Source organism: Promicromonospora umidemergens (assembly GCF_024171995.1).
GTDB classification, from domain to species: Bacteria; Actinomycetota; Actinomycetes; order Actinomycetales; family Cellulomonadaceae; genus Promicromonospora; species Promicromonospora umidemergens.
On sequence record NZ_JAMTCT010000022.1, the window covers coordinates 39,833 to 59,352 of the forward strand.

General features: G+C 73.1%; 15 protein-coding genes. 14 read left to right on the forward strand and 1 reads right to left on the reverse strand.

Annotated elements, in window-relative coordinates; all coding sequences use genetic code 11:
• Nucleotides 1-221 precede the first annotated feature (221 nt).
• From APR04_RS24910 to APR04_RS24935, 6 genes are read left to right on the forward strand one after another with little or no spacing between them, the layout of a single operon-like run.
• Nucleotides 222-1,148: a branched-chain amino acid ABC transporter permease gene (locus APR04_RS24910; RefSeq protein ID WP_253875802.1), complete on the forward strand. Its 927-nt coding sequence runs from the start codon at nt 222-224 to the stop codon at nt 1,146-1,148.
• Nucleotides 1,145-2,242, forward strand: a complete 1,098-nt coding sequence (locus tag APR04_RS24915) for a branched-chain amino acid ABC transporter permease (protein WP_253875805.1) — start codon at nt 1,145-1,147, stop codon at nt 2,240-2,242. Before APR04_RS24910 ends, APR04_RS24915 begins: the two co-directional genes overlap by 4 nt.
• Before the next feature lie 6 nt (nt 2,243-2,248).
• A complete protein-coding gene (locus tag APR04_RS24920) occupies nt 2,249-3,523 on the forward strand; it encodes an ABC transporter substrate-binding protein (protein WP_253875807.1) in 1,275 nt (424 codons plus the stop codon).
• 58 nt (nt 3,524-3,581) lie between these two features.
• Nucleotides 3,582-4,670 (forward strand): phosphotransferase family protein, encoded by a 1,089-nt coding sequence (locus tag APR04_RS24925; RefSeq protein ID WP_253875809.1) that lies wholly within the window; start codon nt 3,582-3,584, stop codon nt 4,668-4,670.
• Nucleotides 4,670-5,947, forward strand: coding sequence for an acyl-CoA dehydrogenase family protein (locus APR04_RS24930; RefSeq protein WP_253875813.1), 1,278 nt, complete (start codon nt 4,670-4,672; stop codon nt 5,945-5,947). The genes APR04_RS24925 and APR04_RS24930 overlap by 1 nt, the downstream gene beginning before the upstream one ends.
• Nucleotides 5,944-7,653, forward strand: coding sequence for an AMP-binding protein (locus APR04_RS24935; protein WP_253875816.1), 1,710 nt, complete (start codon nt 5,944-5,946; stop codon nt 7,651-7,653). Before APR04_RS24930 ends, APR04_RS24935 begins: the two co-directional genes overlap by 4 nt.
• Nucleotides 7,654-7,767: 114 nt before the next feature.
• Here APR04_RS24935 and APR04_RS24940 read toward each other — a convergent pair whose 3' ends face one another.
• The gene (locus tag APR04_RS24940) at nt 7,768-8,187 is read right to left on the reverse strand and encodes an acyl-CoA thioesterase (protein ID WP_253875819.1); all 420 of its coding nucleotides are present in this window, start codon (nt 8,185-8,187) and stop codon (nt 7,768-7,770) included.
• Nucleotides 8,188-8,322: 135 nt separating this feature from the next.
• On the opposite strand from APR04_RS24940, the gene APR04_RS24945 reads away from it, so the two are divergent.
• The 8 genes from APR04_RS24945 to APR04_RS24980 all read left to right on the forward strand — a co-directional run bounded on the left by APR04_RS24945 (nt 8,323) and on the right by APR04_RS24980 (nt 19,515).
• Complete coding sequence (locus tag APR04_RS24945; RefSeq protein ID WP_253875822.1) at nt 8,323-9,522, forward strand: acyl-CoA dehydrogenase family protein; 1,200 nt, start codon at nt 8,323-8,325, stop codon at nt 9,520-9,522.
• An 82-nt stretch (nt 9,523-9,604) separates the two neighbouring features.
• The gene (locus APR04_RS24950) at nt 9,605-10,834 is read left to right on the forward strand and encodes an acetyl-CoA C-acetyltransferase (RefSeq protein ID WP_253875824.1); all 1,230 of its coding nucleotides are present in this window, start codon (nt 9,605-9,607) and stop codon (nt 10,832-10,834) included.
• A gap of 20 nt (nt 10,835-10,854) precedes the next feature.
• Entirely contained in the window at nt 10,855-11,967 is a 1,113-nt protein-coding gene (locus APR04_RS24955) for a zinc-binding dehydrogenase (protein ID WP_253875827.1), read from the forward strand.
• A 51-nt stretch (nt 11,968-12,018) separates the two neighbouring features.
• Nucleotides 12,019-12,768, forward strand: coding sequence for a 3-oxoacyl-ACP reductase FabG (fabG, locus tag APR04_RS24960; RefSeq protein ID WP_253875830.1), 750 nt, complete (start codon nt 12,019-12,021; stop codon nt 12,766-12,768).
• On the forward strand, nt 12,765-13,241 hold the full coding sequence (locus APR04_RS24965) for a MaoC family dehydratase (RefSeq protein ID WP_253875834.1): 477 nt from the start codon (nt 12,765-12,767) through the stop codon (nt 13,239-13,241). Before fabG ends, APR04_RS24965 begins: the two co-directional genes overlap by 4 nt.
• Before the next feature lie 400 nt (nt 13,242-13,641).
• Nucleotides 13,642-14,577: a DnaE2-dependent mutagenesis accessory factor ImuA' gene (gene imuA', locus APR04_RS24970; RefSeq protein WP_253875836.1), complete on the forward strand. Its 936-nt coding sequence runs from the start codon at nt 13,642-13,644 to the stop codon at nt 14,575-14,577.
• Nucleotides 14,574-16,226 (forward strand): Y-family DNA polymerase, encoded by a 1,653-nt coding sequence (locus tag APR04_RS24975; protein WP_253875839.1) that lies wholly within the window; start codon nt 14,574-14,576, stop codon nt 16,224-16,226. Before imuA' ends, APR04_RS24975 begins: the two co-directional genes overlap by 4 nt.
• Complete coding sequence (locus APR04_RS24980; protein ID WP_253875842.1) at nt 16,219-19,515, forward strand: error-prone DNA polymerase; 3,297 nt, start codon at nt 16,219-16,221, stop codon at nt 19,513-19,515. The genes APR04_RS24975 and APR04_RS24980 overlap by 8 nt, the downstream gene beginning before the upstream one ends.
• Nucleotides 19,516-19,520 lie beyond the last annotated feature (5 nt).

A 19,520-nucleotide genomic window follows, 5' to 3' on the forward strand; every position in this document is an offset into this window, starting at 1 on the left:
CGGGCTGGCGCCGCTCGTGGTCGCCCAGCTGCTCGGCGTGCTCCGCGACCAGGCGGAGGCCACCGGCCTCACCGTGCTCCTGGCCGAGCAGAACGTCACGGGCGCGCTGTCGGTCGCCGACCGCGGCGTCGTCCTGTCCCTTGGCGAGGTCGTCGCCGACCGGCCGGCCGCCGAGCTGGCCGCCGACCCCGCCCTCCGTCACGCCTACCTGGGCTTCTGACATGGCTCTTGAGCTGGCTTCCGACATGACTCCCGAGATGGGTCCCGCCGTGGAAAGACTCGTGTTCCTGCTGTCGACCGGGCTGGCGCGCGGCGCCGTCCTCGCGCTCTTCGCGCTGTCGCTCGTGATCGTCTACCGGGCCGCGCGGGCGGTGAACTTCGCCCAGGCCGCCATGGCGATAGTGCCCGTGTACGTGGCGTTCGCCGTGACCTCGGCGAGCGGGTCCTACTGGCTCGGGCTCGCCTGCGCCCTCGTGACCGGCGCGCTGCTCGGCGCCGTCGTCGAACGATGGCTCCTGCGCCTGGTGCCCCAGGACAACCCGCTGCCCGGCATCATCGTGGCCATCGGCCTGGTCATGGTGCTCCAGGCCGGGCTCGCCATCGCCTTCGGGCCCGACCACCGGCCGGTGCACGCACCGTTCTCGCAGCGGCCCTTCGACGTCGGCGGGGTCAGCGTGCTCAGCCCCTACGACCTGTTCGTGCTGATCGTGGCCGCCGTCGTCATGGGCGGGTTCGCGATCCTGTTCAACCGCACCTCCATCGGCCTCCAGCTGCGCGCCGCAGCCTTCGCCCCCGAGACCTCCCGGCTGCTGGGCGTCCGAGTGCCCCGCATGGTCACCCTCGGCTGGATGCTCTCCATCGCCACCGCGGCGCTCGCGGCCCTCCTGCTGGTGCCCACCGGGCTCGGCCTGGACCCGCACGCCGCCGACGTGCTGTTCGTCAACGCCTTCGCCGCCGCCGTCATCGGCGGGCTGGACTCACCGGTCGGCGCGCTCGTGGCCGGCCTGGTCGTGGGCGTGCTCGCGAGCCTCGTGACCGGGTACGCGTCGGCCGCGACGGCGCCGCTGGCGGTGCTCGCCCTGCTCACGGTCGTGCTGCTCGTGCGACCGCACGGACTCTTCGCCGCGAGGGAGGCCCGGACGGCATGAGGACCCTTGACCTGAAGTCCGAGGGCACGAAGCTCCTGCTGCGCGCCGGCCTGCTCACCCTGCTGGCCCTGGGCGCCACCTTCCTGCTCGACCCCTACCGCAACTACCAGCTTGCGACCTCCGCCGGGGTGTTCGCCGCCGTCGCCGGCCTCACCCTCCTGGTCGGCCTCACCGGCCAGCTCTCCCTCGGGCACGCGGTGCTGATGGCCGCGGGCGGGTACGGGTACGCCCTGACCGCCACCTGGGTGGCGGGCGCACTGGCCGGGGCCGAGGGAGAGGTGGCCGACGGCGTCGTCGGCTGGCTGCTGCCCCTGCTCGCCGGGGTGGGCGGGGCGCTCGTCGCCTCGGGTGCGCTCGGCCTGCTCCTGGGGCTCGCGGCGGCCCGGCTGCGTGGCCCCTACCTCGCGGGCCTGACGCTCGCCCTGGTGATCGCGCTGCCGTCGGCGGCGAGCACGATCCCCGGGCTGTCGGGGGCGCAGGGGATCAGCGCCCCGTTCGTCCCCGTGCCCGACACGCTCGCCGCCCTCATCGCGGTGGAGCAGTGGCACGCCTGGCTCGCGATCGGTGTGACCGCCTGCGCGGTCACGCCCCTGGTCGCCCTGCGCGCGGGGCGCGCCGGCCTGCGCATGCGTGCGGTGCACGACGACGAGACGGCGGCCCGGCTCGCCGGCGTCGACCCTGGCCGGGTCAAGACCGGGGCGTTCGTGATCAGCTCGCTCGCCGCGGGCCTGGGCGGCGTGGTGCTCGCGATCGTCACGCAGCAGGTCAGCCCGGGGGCGTACGGACTCGGGTTCTCGCTGCTGCTCGTCGTGGCGGCGGTGGTGGGCGGGCTCGGCTCGCTCGGGGGCGCCGCCATCGGCGCGGTGCTCGTGACGCTGCTGCCCTGGGTGGTCGACCAGGCCACCGCCGGGCTGCCCGCCGACCTCGGGCACCGCCTGCAGGGAAACCTCGAGATCGTCCTGTTCGGCGTGGTGGTCATCGTCGTCACCGTGCTCTGGCCGGGCGGGCTCTCGCGACTTCTCCGGACCAAGAAGCGCTCCAAGAAGACCCAGCTTTCCCAGAACACGCAGCTCTTCCAGAACACAGAGAGGTGATCGGAAATGCGCACCACACGATCCACTGCACGCTCCACCGCCCTTGCCGCCACTATGGGACTGGCCGCCGCCACTGCCCTGTCGGCCTGCTCCACCCCCGCGGCCGCCGAGGTCCCGGGTGTCACCGACGACAAGGTGGTCATCGGCACACACCAGCCGCTCACGGGACCGGCCGCGGCCGGCTTCGCGTCGATCTCGGCGGCCACCGCCGCGTACTTCGAGTACGTCAACGGACAAGGCGGCATCCACGGCCGCGAGATCGAGTACATCGTCAAGGACGACGGCTACAACCCGGCCAACACTCAGACGGTGGTGCGGGAGCTGGTCCAGGAGGACGAGGTCTTCGCGATAGTGAACGGCCTGGGCACGCCCACGCACTCCAGCGTGCTCGACTACCTGGACCAGAACGGCGTGCCCGACCTGTTCGTCGCCTCGGGCTCCCTGACCTGGAACCAGCCGGACAAGTACCCGAACACTTTCGGTTTCAACGCCGACTACGTGACCGAGGGCGCGGCGCTCGCGCAGCACGCGCTGGACACCGACCCGGACGCCGTCGTCTGCGTGCTGGGCCAGGACGACGACTTCGGCGAGGGCATCCTCCAGGGCGTCGAGCTGGTCGTGGGTGAGGGCGAGGTTGCGACCAACCAGACCTACTCCACTGCCGACCAGGACGTCACCGCGCAGCTCGGCGCCATGAAGGAGGCCGGCTGCACGCACAACGTGCTCGGCACCATCAACGGCTTCACGGCGCTGGCCGTCGGCACGGCGGCGCAGATGGAGTGGTTCCCGAAGTGGCACGTGTCCTCCTCGGGCTCCGACTACCCGACGCTCGCGGAGTACCTGGGCGAGGAGGGCACACCGGCGCTGGAGGGCCTGGTCTCGGTGAACTACCTGCCCAACAGCCCGTCGTCGGAGTGGTACGAGCTGTTCTCCCAGATCAACGAGGAGTACAACGACGGCGCGCCCTACACGGGCAACACGACGTTCGGCATGAGTGTGGGTTACCAGTTCGCCGAGGCGCTGGCCGCGGCCGGCGAGAACCCGACGAGGGAGTCGATAGTGGCGGCGGTGGAGTCCGGTGACCTGGGGGGCAACGGCATAGCGCCGCTGACCTACTCCGCGGACGACCACTTCGGGCACCGCACCGTCCGGATCGCCGTGGTGGCCGACGGCGTGCAGGACTTCACCGACAGCGCCTACGAGGTGTCCGACGCGGGCGCCACCGCCGTCGAGCCGGAGCAGGCGCCGCTCGAGAACGAGGGCATCCCGGCCACTGAATGACACCTGGATGACCCCGCACCGAGCAGGGGGCACAGCACCACAGCACGAGAGGGGAACCATGACGCACGAACTACCCGGCCTGAAGGTCGCGGGGCTGGCCGCCTGGCTGGCCCGGGAGCACCCGGAGGTGGCCGGTCAGGTCCGGTCCGACTCGGACCTGACCGCGAGCCTGATCACCGGCGGGCGCAGCAACCTCACCTACCGGGTGGACGGCGCCGCGCTGCCGCTGGTGGTGCGGCGCCCGCCGCTGGGGCACGTGCTGTCCAGCGCGCACGACATGCGGCGCGAGCACCGGGTCATCACCGCCCTGGCGGGGACGATCCCGGTGCCGCGCACCGTCGCGGTGGCGGACGACACCGAGCCGGGCGAGGTCACGGGCACCGTGTTCTTCGTCATGGAGCACGTGGCGGGCATGGTGCTGGCCCACCCGGAGCACAACGCGGCCTGGACCCGCGAGGGGCTCGGCCGGCTCGGTGTCGAGCTGGTCGAGGTCCTCGCGGATCTGCACGCCACCGACCCGGCGGCGGTGGGGCTTGCCGACTTCGGCCGGCCCGCCGGGTACCTGGGACGCCAGCTGAAGACCTGGCGGCGTCAGTACGACGCTTCCCGGTCGCGGCCCCAGCCGCTCCTGGACACGCTCCAGGAGCGGCTGGAGGCCGCGGTGCCCGACGACGGCGCGCGCACCGGCATCGTCCACGGCGACTACCGGCTCGACAACGTGCTCGTGGCCGGCCCGCCCGAGGCTCCGCGGATCGCGGCGGTGCTGGACTGGGAGATGGCGACGCTCGGCGACCCGCTCGTGGACCTCGGCATGCTCGGCATGTACTGGCACATCAGCGGCCTGACCGCGGACGCGCAGGTCGAGGGCGTCGCGGGGGCGATAGTGCCCGGCGCCGGCTACCCGGACTTCGACGAGGTCATCGACGCGTACGCGGCCCGCGCCGGGATCGCCGTGCCCGACCTCTCCTGGTACCGCGCGTTCGCCTGCTACAAGCTCGCCGTCATCCTCGAGGGCATCCACTACCGGTTCACCGGCGGGCAGACCGTCGGCGACGGGTTCGACACGATCGGCGCGCTCGTGGAGCCACTGGCCGCTGAAGGGCTGGCCCGGCTCGCCGGCGCTCCGCACGCACAGGAAGGCGTCTGATGGACTTCGCACCCGATACGACCACACGCGAGATCACCCGGCGGGTCAGGGACTTCGTGACGGACGAGGTGCTGCCCGCCGAGCCCGTGCTCGCCGAGCAGCTCGCCGCCACCCCCGACGGCTGGTCCTTCCGGCCGGTGGTGCGCCACCTGCAGGCCACGGCCCGCGAGCGAGGGCTGTGGAACCTGTTCCTGCCCCCGGGCGGGCCGGTCGGCGCCCGCGGCGGCGGCCTGACCAACCTGCAGTACGCCCCCGTGGCTGAGCTCACCGGGTACAGCCCCAAGCTCGCGCCCGTCGCGATGAACTGCGCGGCCCCCGACACCGGCAACATGGAGCTGCTCGCGCACTTCGCCACGCCCGAGCAGCGCGAACGGTGGCTCGACCCGCTGCTGGAGGGCGCGGAGCGGTCCGCGTTCTGCATGACCGAGCCCGCCGTCGCGTCGTCGGACGCCACGAACATCGCCACCCGGATAGTGCGCGACGGCGACGAGTACGTGATCACCGGCCGCAAGTGGTTCGCCACCGGCGCCATGAACCCCGACTGCGGCCTGCTGATCGCCATGGGCAAGACGGATACAGGGGCGGCGCGGCACCGCCAGCAGTCCATGGTGCTCGTGCCCCGCGACACCCCCGGCGTCACCGTCGTGCGAGGCCTGACCGTGCTGGGCTACGACGACCGCGACCACGGCGGCCACGCCGAGATCGTCTTCGACGACGTCCGCGTCCCCGCTGCCAACCTGCTCGGCGGCGAGGGCGAGGGGTTCGCGATGGCGCAGGCCCGCCTCGGACCGGGCCGCATCCACCACTGCATGCGCGCGCTCGGCATCGCCGAACGCGCGATGGACCTCGTGCGCGAGCGGGCCACCGAGCGTGTCGCGTTCGGTGCGCCGCTGGCCGACCAGGGCGTCGTGCGCGAATGGCTCGCCGTCTCGCGCATAGAGACCGAGTCCCTGCGCCTGCTCGTGCTCAAGACGGCCTGGCTCATGGACACCGTGGGCAACAAGGCCGCCATGACCGAGATCCAGGCCATCAAGATCGCCGTACCCCGCGCCGTCGGGCAGATCCTGGACCGCGCCGTCCAGGTCTTCGGCGCCGCGGGGGTCTCTGGAGACCACCCCCTGGCCGAGCTGTTCGCGGGCGTCCGCACCCTGCGCCTGGCCGACGGCCCCGACGAGGTGCACCTCGCGTCCCTCGGCCGGGCCGAGCTCCGCCGTCGCGCACCGTTCCTGACCCGGCCCGCACCCGCCCACCCCTCCCCGGAAGGAGACCTGACATGACGCACGCACCCGGCGTCCTGCCCGAACCCGTCGCAAGCCGCACGGTCGATCGCTCAGTCGATCGCTCAGTCGACAGAGCCGTCGACCGAGCGGTCGACGGCCCCGGCTACGGCACCCTCTCGATAGCGAGCATCCTCGCCGAGACCGCCGGCCGGTTCCCCGAACGCACCGCGCTGCACTTCATGGGTCAGGCCACCACCTACGGCGACCTCTGGGAGCAGACCCGCGCGTACGCGGGGGCGCTCGCGGCCCGCGGGATCGGGCCGGGCTCGCGCGTGGCGATGATCGTGCCGAACGTCCCCGACTTCGCGCGCGTCTACTACGCGACGCTCGCGCTCGGCGCCGTGGTGATCCCCGTGCACCTGCTCTTCCGTAGCGAGGAGATCGAGTTCGTCCTGAAGGACGCGGGGGCCGACGTCGTCGTGGTCGCCGCACCGATGCTGGCGGAGGCCGCGCCCGCAGCCGCGAGGGCCGGCGTACCGCTGGTGACCGTCCTGGTGCCGGAGTTGACTGCCCGGCAGCTCGCTGGGCAGGGCACCGTGGTGGCGCGCCTCGAGGACGAGGCGGCCGCCGCGACCCCGATCGAGCGGCACGTGGGCACGAACCCGCTGGCCGCCGCCACGATCCTGTACACGAGCGGCACCACGGGCACCCCGAAGGGGGCGGTGGGGTCGCACCTGGCGATGGTCGAGCAGGTGCACTGCTCGCTGATCGACTCGTTCGACCTGCGGCCCGACGACGTGGTCTACGGCGGCCTGCCGTTCTTCCACTCGTTCGGCCAGATGGCGGTGCTGAACATGGCCTTCCGGCGCGGCGCGTCCATCGTCCTGCTGCCGAAGTTCGACCCCGACGAGGCCCTCGAGCTGCTCGTGGCCCACGGCGTCACGGTCTTCACGGCGGTGCCGACCAACTTCGCGGGCATGGTCGAGGCGGCTCGGCGCTCGGCGGCGCGGCCCCCGCTGCGGTACGCGGTGTCCGGCGGCGCGGCCCTGCCCGTGGTGCTGCTCGAGGCGTTCGAGGAGGCGTACGGCGCGCAGGTGCACGAGGGGTACGGGCTGACGGAGACGTCGCCGTCGTGCACGTTCAACGTCACGTCCGAGCCGATCCGGCCCGGGACCGTCGGGCGCTCGATGTGGGGCGTCGACGTCGCGGTGGCGGTCGCCGAGGTCGAGGACCGGGTGGAGCTCCTGCCGGCGCCGTCGGGCGAGGCGGGCGCCCCGGGCGCGACGAGCGGGCTCGGCGAGATAGTGGTGCGCGGGCACAACCTGATGAAGGGGTACCTGGGCTGGCCGGACGCCTCGGCCGCGGCCGTCGTGGACGGCTGGTTCCGCACGGGCGACCTCGGGACCGTGGACCCGGACGGCATCGTCACGATCGTGGACCGCAAGAAGGACATGATCATCCGCAACGGCTACAACGTTTATCCCACGGAGGTCGAGGCGGTGCTGGCCCGCTACCCGGGCGTCGCCATGGCCGCGGTGTTCGGGGTGCCCGACGAGGTGCGCGGGCAGGAGGTGCATGCCGCCGTCGTGCCGTCCTACGGAGCGGACGTGGACCCCGACGCCGTGGTCGCGTACATGAAGGAGCACGTGGCGGCGTACAAGTACCCGCGGGTGGTGCACGTGTCCGCCGACCTGCCGCTGGGCCCGAGCGGCAAGGTGCTCAAGCGCGAGCTGACGGCCAGGTACGCGCCGCCTGCGGGGTAGCGGATGCGTGCCCCGGCCGGACTTGCGCGGCGGCCCAGTGATTGGGCCCGAAAACGCGTGATTTTCGGGCCGAATCACTGGGCTGCGCGAGGTGCACGCCGCGGGACCGCGCGGTCACGCCGTCGGGGGCGGCAGGTGTTCCGCGACCGCCTCGCGCACCCGGTCCGGGACCGGGACCGGGCGGCGGGCAGTCTGGTCCACGAACACGTGCGTGAAGCTGCCCGTCGCGTACGGCTCGCCGCGGTCGGGCGCGCCCGCGCGCAGGATCGCCAGGTCCCAGGTGAGCGACGTCCGCCCGAGGCGCCCGACGGCGACGTCGACCTCTATCTCGTCCGGGAACGACACCGGGGCGAGGAACTCGCACGACGAGGCGCGCGCGAGCCCGATCACGTCGCCGGCCGGGTCCATGCCGGTGTGCCGCATGAGCCACAGGTTCACCGCCGTGTCCATGGCCTCGTAGTAGACGGTGTTGTTCATGTGGCCGTACTGGTCGTTGTCGTTCCAGCGCAGCGGGAACGGGTGCCGATAGCCCATATCCGCAGCGTAGCCCGGCTCAGGGGGAGGGGTGCAACGTATTCGCGATTGATGCATACTGGACACCGACTGGTCGGTCGGTGCTGACCGCCAGTACCGGATCGACCAGCCAGATCGACGATGATCGGAGGACCGATGACGCTCGCACCCGAGTCGCCCCGCACGGACACCCTGGAGGCGGACTTCTACTCGTTCCAGGACCTGCTCACCCCGGCCGAGCAGAAGAAGGCGCTGGCCGTCCGCGAGTTCATGGAGCGCGAGGTGCGCCCCATCGCGGACGACTACTGGGAGCGCGCCGAGTGCCCGGTGCACCTGTTCAAGCCCTACGCGCAGCTCGGCACCATCGGGTCGGGCTGGGCCGAGACGCAGGGCGAGGAGACCTCCGCGGTGTTCCGCGGCTGGATCGGCATGGAGACGGCGCGCGTCGACTCGTCGTTCTGCACCTTCATCGGGGTGTCCGGCGGCCTGGCGATGACGTCGATCGGCGTGGGCGGCTCCGCGGAGCAGCGTGCGAAGTGGCTCCCGCCCATGGCGAGCGGCGACCTGATCGGCGCGTTCGCCCTCACCGAGCCACTGGCGGGCTCCGACACCGCCAAGGGCCTGCGTACCACCGCCACCCGCACGGGCGACACCTGGGTGCTCAACGGCGCCAAGCGCTGGATCGGGAACGCCACGTTCTCCGACGTCGTGGTGGTCTGGGCCAAGGACACCGCCGACGACCAGGTCAAGGGCTTCCTGGTGCGCAAGGGCACGCCCGGCTTCACGGCCACCAAGATCGAGCGCAAGCAGTCCCTGCGCATAGTGCAGAACGCGGACATCGTGCTCGACGGCGTCGAGGTGCACGAGGCCGACCGCCTGGCGCACATCAACAGCTTCCGCGACCTGGCCAAGGTGCTGCGGATCACCCGCGACGGCGTCTCCTGGCAGGCGCTGGGCACCATGATCGGCGCCTACGAGGCCGCCGTGGCGTACACCAAGCAGCGCGAGCAGTTCGGCAACCCCATCGCGAGCTACCAGCTGATCCAGGACAAGCTCGCCACCGCCTACGCGAACGTGACCGCGGGCTTCGCCATGTGCGTGCGCGTGGCCCAGCTCCAGGACAAGGGCACCCAGATCGACGCCCACGCCGCGATGGCCAAGGCGTTCGTCACCACCCGCATGCGGGAGACCGTCGCGCTGTGCCGCGAGGCGTGCGGCGGCAACGGCATCACGCTCGACCACGGCGTGGCCCGGTTCTTCGCCGACGCCGAGGCCGTGTACACGTTCGAGGGCACCAAGGACATGAACCAGCTCATCGTGGGCCGGGCGATCACCGGCCACGCGGCGTTCGTCTGAGCCGGACTGTTCTATCGTCGCAGCACGGCTCAGCACAGCTCAGCCCAGCACGGCACAGCCCAGCGCAGCTCAAGGAGGAGTTATGACCGAGGCCTACATCGTCGCGACCGCCCGATCGCCCATCGGGCGCGCACACAAGGGGTCGCTCAAGGACGTCCGCCCCGACGACCTCGCCGCCCTGATGGTCACCGCCGCCGTCGAACAGGTGCAGGGGCTGGACCCGGCCCGGATCGACGACCTGCTGCTCGGCTGCGGGCTGCCCGGCGGCAAGCAGGGTATGAACCTGGCCCGGATCGTCGCGGTGCTGTGCGGCTGGGACACCGTGCCGGGCGCGACCGTCACGCGCTACTGCAGCTCCAGCCTGCAGACCACCCGCATGGCGTTCCACGCCATCAAGGCGGGCGAGGGCGACGTCTTCGTGTCCGCGGGCGTCGAGTCCGTGAGCTCGTTCGCCACCGGGTCGAGCGACTACATCCCGGGCGTGGACCTGACCAATCCCGTGTTCGCCGACGCGCTGGCCCGTACCGAGAAGCGTGCCGGGTCCGGGTCCGGGACCGGGCTGTGGACCGACCCGCGCCTGGAGGGCGTGCTGCCCGACGCGTACATCAGCATGGGGCAGACGGCGGAGAACGTCGCCGCCCTGCGCAACGTCACGCGCGCGGACCAGGACGAGTTCGCCGCCCGCAGCCAGCAGCGCGCGCAGGCCGCGATCGCGGCAGGCTTCTGGGCCAGGGACATCACGCCCGTCACGCTCCCGGACGGCACGGTCCTGACCGCCGACGACGGCCCGCGCGCCGGCACCACCACCGAGACGCTCGCCACGCTGGAGCCGGTGTTCCGTCCGGACGGAACCGTCACCGCGGGCAACGCCTGCCCCCTGAACGACGGCGCCGCGGCGCTCGTGATCGTCTCCGGCCGCGTCGTGGACGAGCTGGGCCTGCAGCCGCTGGCCCGCATCGTGTCCACGGGGGTCAGCGGCCTGTCGCCCGAGATCATGGGCCTCGGTCCCGTCGACGCCAGCCGGCAGGCGCTGGCCCGTGCGGGGCTCACCGTCGACGACATGGACCTCGTCGAGATCAACGAGGCGTTCGCCGCCCAGGTGATTCCCTCGGCGCGCGAGCTCGGCGTCTCCGATGAGCGACTGAACGTCAACGGCGGTGCGATCGCCGTCGGGCACCCGTTCGGGATGACCGGGGCGCGCATCACCTCCACCCTGATCAACGCGCTCGCGGACGCCGGGGGCCAGTACGGTCTGGAGACGATGTGCGTGGGCGGCGGCCAGGGCATGGCGATGGTGCTGGAGAGGCTCTGACGGGCCCGGAGGGAGATGCTGTGCGGATCACCGGTGCGGTGCTGGAGCGTTGCGACGCCCCGGCGCCCTATGCGGAGTCCCGGCCGGTCACGGTCGGTCCCCTCGAGCTCGGCCCGCCACGGGCCGGCGAAGTCCTGGTGCGGATAGAGGCGGCCGGGCTGTGCCACTCCGACCTGTCGGTCGTGGACGGCAACCGCGTGCGGCCGGTGCCGATGCTGCTCGGGCACGAGGCGGCCGGCATCGTGGAGAGCGTCGGCCCCGGTGCGCGTCTCGCGATCGGGCAGCGGGTGGTCATGACGTTCCTGCCGCGCTGCGGAGAGTGCGCCGAGTGCGCAACCGACGGTCGCCTGCCCTGTTCGGTGGGGTCGGCGGCCAACGGGGCCGGCACGCTCGTGGGCGGGGGACGGCGGCTGACCCGGGTCGCCCCCTCGGGCGAGGCGCAGGAGGTGCACCACCACCTCGGGGTGAGCGCGTTCGCGAGCCACGCCGTGGTGTCCGAGACCTCGGTGGTCCCCGTGGACGACGACGTCCCGCCCGACGTCGCCGCACTGCTCGGCTGCGCGGTCCTGACCGGCGGCGGCGCCGTGGTGAACGCGGGGCGGCCCGCGCCGGGCGACCGGGTGGCGGTCGTGGGCCTGGGCGGCGTCGGCATGGCGGCGCTGCTGATGGCCGTCGCGCTCGGGCACGAGGTGATCGGAGTCGACGCCGTGCCAGCCAAGCTGGAGCTGGCGCGCGAGCTGGGTGCGGCGACCGCCGTCGGGCCGCAGGAGGCTGTCGAGCAGGGGCTGCGTGCGCCGGTCGTGATCGAGGCCGCCGGCTCGGCCCGTGCGTTCGAGACCGCGTACGCGATCACCGCGCCGGGTGGCACCACCGTCACGGTGGGGCTGCCGCATCCCGACGCCCGGGCCAGCATCTCGCCGCTCAGCCTCACCGCGGAGGCCCGCACCGTGGTGGGCTCCTACCTCGGGTCGGCAGTGCCCAGCCGCGACATCCCGCGCTACGTCGAGCTGTGGCGGGCCGGCAGGCTGCCCCTGGACCGTCTCGTCTCCGACCGCATCGCCCTGGACGACCTACCTGCCGCGCTCGACCGCCTCGCCTCCGGTGAGGCGCTGCGGCAGCTCGTGACCTTCTGACCTGTCATTCCTGGCGTACCTGCCATCGTTCGCAACGAGAGGAAACACCTCATGACCCGCACTGCCATCGTCACCGGAGCGGCCCGCGGCATCGGCGCCGCCACCGCCCGCCGGCTCGCCGAGGACGGTTACGCCGTCGCCGTCCTTGACCTGCTGGAGGACCAGGCCAAGGCCACGGCGGAGGCCATAGTGGCCGACGGCGGCCGCGCGCTCGCCGTCGGCGCCGACGTCGCCGACGAGCAGTCGGTGGCCGACGCCGTCGCACGCGTCACCGCCGAGCTGGGTGCGCCCACCGTGCTGGTGAACAACGCCGGCATCCTGCGCGACAACCTGCTGTTCAAGATGTCCGTGGGCGACTGGGACTCCGTGCTCGGGGTGCATCTGCGGGGCGCGTTCCTCATGACCAGGGCCGTGCAGGCGCACATGGTGGAGGCCAAGTTCGGCCGCATCGTGAACCTCTCCTCGACCTCGGCGCTCGGCAACCGCGGCCAGGCCAACTACTCGGCCGCCAAGGCGGGTATGCAGGGCTTCACCAAGACCCTGGCGATCGAGCTCGGCAAGTTCGGTGTCACCGCGAACGCCGTCGCCCCCGGGGTGATCGAGACCGACATGATCCGGGAGACCGCCGAACGCATCGGCATGCCGCTGGCCGACTACCTCGGCGTGGCCGCGAAGGACGTGCCCGTCGGCCGCGTGGGTCAGCCCGAGGACATCGCGAACGCCGTCTCGTTCTTCTGCGCGGAGCAGTCCGGGTTCGTCTCGGGCCAGGTGCTGTACGTGGCCGGCGGGCCGAAGGCGTGAGCACCGAAGGGCGTGACGTCATCACCGTCGACTCGCCGGCGGCCCTCGCGGACGCCGTGGGGCGGACGGCCACCGGCGACTGGTTCGAGATCACCCAGGAGCGGATCAGCGCGTTCGCCGACGCCACCGAGGACCACCAGTGGATCCACCTCGACGCCGAGCGGGCGGCCGCCGGACCGTTCGGCTCCACCGTCGCGCACGGGTACCTCACGCTGTCGCTGCTGTCGCACCTGGCGGCACCGCTCGTCTCAGTCGGCGGTGCCGCGATGGTGATGAACTACGGCCTGGACCGGCTGCGGTTCCTCGCCCCGGTGCCGGCCGGCTCGCGTGTGCGGGCCCACACCGAGATCCTCTCCGCCGACCCGGCGTCCACCGGCGTACGCCTCGCCGCGAAGGTCACCGTGGAGATCGAGGGCTCCGAGAAGCCGGCGCTGGTCGCGCACACGCTGTCGCTCTACGTCCCGGAGGGCTGAGCACCGCTTCGAGAGCGACCTGAGGCACCGATCCGGGCCGGATCGGTGCCGGTGGGCCAGGCCGGGCAAGGTGGACCCGGGGAGAGGGTGCCAGGTCTGCTGAATTTCGTTCGCCCTGGCCCCGAGTAGTTCATCTCAGCTGAACTGTTCGGCTGAGCCTGCAAACCCATGGCCCAGCCGAACGTAGTTCGGCGGACCTGGCACCTCCTCAACGGGTATACCGACCCCCGGCGGCCCCCGGAACGACCCTCTGTCGACCGTCCACGCGCTGCAGTGTTGCGAGGTCGATGGTTTGACAGGCGCGCCTCGCGAGAGGTGTACTGGTGTTCTATCGAACAGGCGTTCGATGAGGTGCTCGACCGATCCGGTCACCACCGGCAGACACCATCGCTGGAGGGTCATGACCGTTGTCACAGCGTCCTCGGAGGCGATCGACCTCGACGCCGATGCCGACGACACCGCCGCTACCCGGCACGCACGGGCGCTCGCAGCCCTGCGGTCCGCCGAGGTGCGTACCGGCGTACGGAAGCAGGCCACGGCCACACGGGCCATCCAGGCGGTCCGCCCCCAGCCCTTCGCTGACCGCCCCGCTGACCGCCCCGCCGACGGGGACACCCGTGTCCTGCCGGTGGACCAGCGCCTCGCGTCCCTCCTGCCCGACGGCGGCCTGCGCACCGGCACCACGGTCGTGGTCCAGGGCTCGACGTCGCTCCTGCTCACGCTGCTCGCCGAGGCGTCCCGCGACGGTGCCTGGACGGTGCTGGTCGGTTACCCGGCCGCCGGGATGGCCGCCGCAGCCGACGCCGGGTGCGACCTGACGCGCACCCTGGTGGTGCCGCTGCCGGCCGGGTCGGGCGTTGACGCGTCCGCCGTGCTCGCTGCGCTGATCGACGGCATGGACGTGGTGGTGATCGGGCCGGAGGTCGCGCTGCTGGAGCAGGACCGCCGCCGGCTGGCAGCGCGCGCCCGCGAACGGGGAACGGTGCTGGTAGCGGCTCTGCCCACCCCCGCATCCAGCACCCGACGAGAGGCGGGGGGCGTCGGCTGGGCCGGGGCGCACGTGGTGCTCGAGGCGACCGAGGGGGACTGGACGGGGGTCGATCACGGGGCGGGCTGGCTGCGGCGTCGGACCCTGCGGGTACGGCGCACCGGGCGGGGGAACGCGTCACGGCCCCTGCATCTGGACGTCGAGGTGCCGGTGTGCCGGGCGGCCGGCGGAGGAACAGGCGGCGGAGGAGCGGCCGGCGTCGTCGAGCCTGCTGGCGGCCGGGGCCCCGTGACGGGATCGCAGGGCGAGGGCTCCGAGAGCCGTCCGCAGCTGGAGCTCGTCGGATGACCGACCGCTCCGGCCCGGCGCCGACAGGAACGGCCACCCGCACCGCCTGCCTCTGGGTGCCCGACTGGCCGGTCGTCGCGGCCCTGGTCGTCGCAGGCCTGGGTCCCGAGACCCCTGCGGCCGTCACGGGCGGTCCCGGCGGCCGGATCGTGGCGGTGTCCGCACCCGCCCGCAGCTCCGGGGTGCGCCGCGGCATGCGCCGCCGCGAGGCCCAGGGACGCTGCCCCGACCTGCAGCTCTGGGCCGCCGACGACGCCCGCGACGCCCGCGAGTTCGAGCCGGTCGCCGTGGCGGCTGAGACCGTGGTCTCCGGGCTGGAGATCGCCCGTCCCGGCCTGCTCCTGCTGCCGTCGGGCGGTGGGGCGCGGTACCACGGCTCCGAGCAGGACCTGGCCCGCGAGCTGACCGAGCAGGTCGCCGTCCGTACCGGTCACGAGTGCCAGGTCGGGGTCGCCGACGGGTTCCTGGCCGCGGTGCTGGCGGCGCGCGAGGACGCCGTCGTGCCGCCGGGCGCCTCACCGGGCTACCTCGCGCCCCGCCCCGCGGCCGTGCTCGTGCACGCCCGGCCAGGGGACCGCGCCCTGACCGAGCTGGTCGACCTGTGGCGCCGCCTCGGCATACGCACCCTGGCGGAGCTGGCCGCGCTGCCCGACGCCGCCGTCGCCGCCCGCTTCGGCGACCTCGGCGTCTGGGGGCAGCGCCTCGCCAGCGGGCAGGACGTGCGGCCCCCGGCCCGGCGTCGGCTCGAGGAGGACCTGACCGTCGCCGAGGAGCTGGACCCGCCGGCGCACCGGGTCGACGTCGCGACCTTCGCCGCCCGCCGCCTGGCCGAACGGCTCCACGAGGACCTGAGCCGGCGCGGCCTGGCCTGCGGGCGGCTGCGGATCACGGCGCGCGCCGTCGACCCGGTCACCGGCGAGGCCCGCACCCTGGAACGGGTGTGGCGCACCGACGACACGCTCGGCGGGCTGTCGGCCGCCCGGATCACCGACCGGGTGCGCTGGCAGCTCGAGGGCTGGCTCACGGCGTCGTCCCTCGGGCAGGGCGAGGCACCCGCCCCGATCGCGGGCCTGACCCTGGCCGCGGAGGAGGTGGCGCCCGCCGGAGCCCTGCAACCACGCCTGTGGGGTCCTGGCGCGGGCGAGGACCTGCGCGCCCGCCGCGCCGTCGAGCGCGTGCAGGCCCTGCTCGGTGGCGACGCCGTGCTCACCGTCCGGCTCCAGGGCGGGCGCGACCCCCGCGACCGCGTCCAGCTCGTCCCCTTCGGCGAGCAGGTCCCGCCCGAGCGCGACCCGGACCGGCCCTGGCCCGGCGCACTGCCGCCTCCCGCGCCGTCCGTCGTGCTGCCCGAGCCCGTCCCCGCACACGTGCTCGACGACGCCGGGCGCCCCGTCGTCGTCGACGTCCGGCTGGGTGTGAGCGGCGACCCGGCGCGCGTCGTCGTGCCCGGTGAGGGGGCATGGAGCGGGCTCGACGCCGCCGTCGTCGACTGGGCGGGGCCGTGGCCGGTCGCCGAGCGGTGGTGGACACCCCAGGGCAAGCGCCGCGTGTTCCTGCAGGTGGTGGCGGACGGCGTGGAGGCCCCCGCGCTGGGCCTGCTGCTGTCGTCGTCGGCGGGAGAATGGTCGCTGGAGGCGCTCTATGACTGACCTCGCCATGTCTGGCGGCGTGCCGTACGCCGAGCTGCACGCGCACTCCGCGTTCAGCTTCCTGGACGGGGCCTCGCACCCCGAGGAGCTCGCGGCCGAGGCCGCGCGCCTCGGGCTGACGTCGCTCGCGATCACCGACCACGACGGGCTGTACGGGGTGGTGCGGTTCTCCGAGGCGGCGAAGAAGGTCGGCCTGAAGACCTCGTTCGGGGCGGAGCTGCACCTGCCGGTCCCGGGATCGGTCGCGACGGGTGCGCCCGTGCTCGACCCGCCCACCGGGACCCCCGACCCGCGCGCCACGCACCTGCTCGTGCTCGCGCGCGGCCCGCAGGGGTACCGCAACCTGTCGAGCGCTATCGGCACGGCGCACCTGGATGCGGGCGTCAAGGGCGCCGCGAACTACACGCTGGAGGAGCTGGGCGCGGCGTCGGCCGGTGAGTGGCTGGTCCTGACGGGCTGCCGCAAGGGCGCGGTCCGCCAAGCCCTCCACCGGGGTGGGGGGAACCGGAGCGACCGGCTGGCCGGCGCGCGGTACGAGCTCGAGCGGCTCGTTGATGTCTTTGGGCAGGAGAATGTCGCCGTCGAGATCACCGCCACCGGTGATCCCCGGGACGCCGACCTGCACGACGCGCTCGCGTCGTTGGCCGCCGACGCGCGCCTGCCGCTGGTCGCCACCACAGCGGCGCACTACGCGCGCCCCCGGGACGCCGACCTCGCCGGGGCGCTCGCCGCCGTCCGGGCCCGATCCTCCCTGGACGACCTGGACGGCTGGCTGCCCGGTGCCCCCACCGCCCACCTGCGCAGCGGAGCGGAGATGGCACGCCTGCACCACCGGCACCCGCAGGCCGTGCCGACGGCGGCCGCCCTGGGCGAGGAGTGCGCGTTCGACCTTGACCTCATCGCCCCCGAGCTGCCGCCCTACGACGTCCCCGAGGGCCACGACGAGACGTCCTGGCTGCGCGAGCTCGCCTACCGGGGGGCGAACCGGCGGTACGGCCCGCGGGAGGGCAGCACGTTGGCCTGGAAGCAGATCGACTACGAGCTGGACATCATCATCCGCCTGGGCTTCCCCGGGTACTTCCTCGTGGTCTACGACATCGTGGAGTTCTGCCGTACCCACGGGATCCTCGCGCAAGGGCGGGGCAGCGCCGCGAACTCGGCGGTCTGCTACGCCCTGGGAATCACCGCGGTGGACGCGGTGAAGTACGGCCTGCTGTTCGAGCGGTTCCTCGCCGAGGCGCGCAACGGGCCACCGGACATCGACGTCGACATCGAGTCGGTGCGCCGCGAGGAGGTGATCCAGCACGTCTACGAGAAGTTCGGGCGCACGCACGCGGCCCAGGTCGCGAACGTCATCTCCTACCGGCCACGGTCCGCGGTGCGCGACGCCGCACGCGCGCTCGCCTACGACATCGGGCAGCAGGACGCCTGGTCCAAGTCCATCGAGCGCTGGGGAGCGCTCAAGCCCCAGGCGACCCCGACGACGTCGGCCGAGCCGCAGAACAAGACCGCCGCCGACGACGCCCACGACGTCGTACCGTTCCGCACGCCGCCGTCGGCCGCGCAGGAGGGCGAGATCCCCGACGACGTGCTCGACCTCGCCGACCGGATGCTCCGCCTGCCCCGCCACCTGGGCATCCACTCGGGCGGCATGGTGATGTGCGACCGCCCGGTGATCGAGGTCGTCCCGGTGGAGTGGGCCCGCATGGAGGGCCGCACGGTGCTGCAGTGGGACAAGGAGGACTGCGCGGACGCCGGGCTGGTGAAGTTCGACCTGCTGGGTCTGGGCATGCTGACCGCCATCCGGTACGCGTTCGAGTTCATCGAGGAGCACACCGGGGAACGGTTCGAGCTGCACGACCTGCCGCAGGACGACCCGCTCGTGTACGACCTGCTGTGCGCCGCCGACACGGTGGGCGTGTTCCAGGTGGAGTCGCGTGCCCAGATGGCGACGCTCCCGCGTCTGCAGCCGCGAGACTTCTACAGCATCGTCGTGGAGGTCGCGCTCATCCGGCCCGGCCCCATCCAGGGCGGCTCCGTGCACCCGTACATCGAGCGGGCCCGCGGGCGCGAGAAGGTGAAGTACCTGCACCCGCTGCTGGAGAAGTCCCTTGGCCGCACCCTTGGCGTGCCGCTGTTCCAGGAACAGCTCATGCAGATGGCGATCGACGTCGCGGGGTTCACGCCCAAGGAGTCTGACCAGCTGCGGCGCGCCATGGGGTCCAAGCGGTCCCAGGAACGCATGGAGGCGCTGCGCGAACGGCTCTACGCGGGGATGACCGAGAACGAGATCCCGCCCGGCGTGCAGGAGGAGATCTTCGAGAAGCTCAGGGCCTTCGCCGACTTCGGCTTCCCCGAGTCGCACGCCTACTCCTTCGCGTACCTCGTGTACGCGAGCTCGTGGCTCAAGGTGCACCACCCGGCCGCGTTCTACGCCGGGCTGCTCGCGGCCCAGCCCATGGGGTTCTACTCGCCGCAGTCCCTGGCCGCCGACGCCCGCCGGCACGGCGTCCGCGTGCTGCGGCCCTCGGTCACGCGGTCGCGGGTGCTCTCGTCGGTCGAGCGGGTCGACGAGCAGCTCGCGGTCCGCATGGGGCTGGAGTCCGTACGGGGCATCGGCAAGGAGAAGGCCGAGGAGATCGTCACGGGGCGGGGCTCGACAGGCTCGACCACCGGCTTCCGGGACCTGCGGGACCTCGTGCGCCGCGTCGAGCTGTCGACGGCGCAGCTCGAGGCGCTCGCGACGGGCGGCGCGCTGGAGCCGCTCGGCATCGATCGGCGAGAAGGCCTGTGGGCGGCGGGGGCGCTCGGCCAGGAGGGGCCGACGACGCTGCCCGGCGTCAGCGTCGGCGTCGACGCCCCGATGCTGCCGGGGATGAGCGAGGTCGAGCTGGCGCAGGCCGACGCGTGGGCCACCGGCATCACTCCCGACTCGTACCCGACGCAGCACGTGCGGCCGGGGCTGGCGGCGGCGGGCGTGCTGACCGTGGCGCAGGCGATCGCTACCGAGCCGGGGCGCCGGATCGCCGTCGGCGGGGTGGTGACGCACCGGCAGCGGCCGGGCACGGCCGGGGGAGTGACCTTCCTGTCCCTGGAGGACGAGACGGGGCTGCTCAACGTGATCTGCAGCGTGGGGCTGTGGCAACGGTTCCGCCGGGTCGCGCGGTCGGCGCAGGCCATGGTGGTGCGAGGCCGGATCGAGGCGGCCGACGGTGCCGTGAACCTCGTGGCGGAGCACCTCGCGACGCTGTCGCTGACGGTCCCGGCACGGTCGAGGGACTTCCAGTAGGTGCG

Coding starts and splice junctions, on each gene's coding strand:
- APR04_RS24910 (WP_253875802.1), top strand. CDS start 222: ATGGCTCTTGAGCTGGCTTCCGACATGACTCCCGAGATGGGTCCCGCC.
- APR04_RS24915 (WP_253875805.1), top strand. CDS start 1,145: ATGAGGACCCTTGACCTGAAGTCCGAGGGCACGAAGCTCCTGCTGCGC.
- APR04_RS24920 (WP_253875807.1), top strand. CDS start 2,249: ATGCGCACCACACGATCCACTGCACGCTCCACCGCCCTTGCCGCCACT.
- APR04_RS24925 (WP_253875809.1), top strand. CDS start 3,582: ATGACGCACGAACTACCCGGCCTGAAGGTCGCGGGGCTGGCCGCCTGG.
- APR04_RS24930 (WP_253875813.1), top strand. CDS start 4,670: ATGGACTTCGCACCCGATACGACCACACGCGAGATCACCCGGCGGGTC.
- APR04_RS24935 (WP_253875816.1), top strand. CDS start 5,944: ATGACGCACGCACCCGGCGTCCTGCCCGAACCCGTCGCAAGCCGCACG.
- APR04_RS24940 (WP_253875819.1), bottom strand. CDS start 8,187: ATGGGCTATCGGCACCCGTTCCCGCTGCGCTGGAACGACAACGACCAG.
- APR04_RS24945 (WP_253875822.1), top strand. CDS start 8,323: ATGACGCTCGCACCCGAGTCGCCCCGCACGGACACCCTGGAGGCGGAC.
- APR04_RS24950 (WP_253875824.1), top strand. CDS start 9,605: ATGACCGAGGCCTACATCGTCGCGACCGCCCGATCGCCCATCGGGCGC.
- fabG (WP_253875830.1), top strand. CDS start 12,019: ATGACCCGCACTGCCATCGTCACCGGAGCGGCCCGCGGCATCGGCGCC.
- imuA' (WP_253875836.1), top strand. CDS start 13,642: ATGACCGTTGTCACAGCGTCCTCGGAGGCGATCGACCTCGACGCCGAT.
- APR04_RS24975 (WP_253875839.1), top strand. CDS start 14,574: ATGACCGACCGCTCCGGCCCGGCGCCGACAGGAACGGCCACCCGCACC.
- APR04_RS24980 (WP_253875842.1), top strand. CDS start 16,219: ATGACTGACCTCGCCATGTCTGGCGGCGTGCCGTACGCCGAGCTGCAC.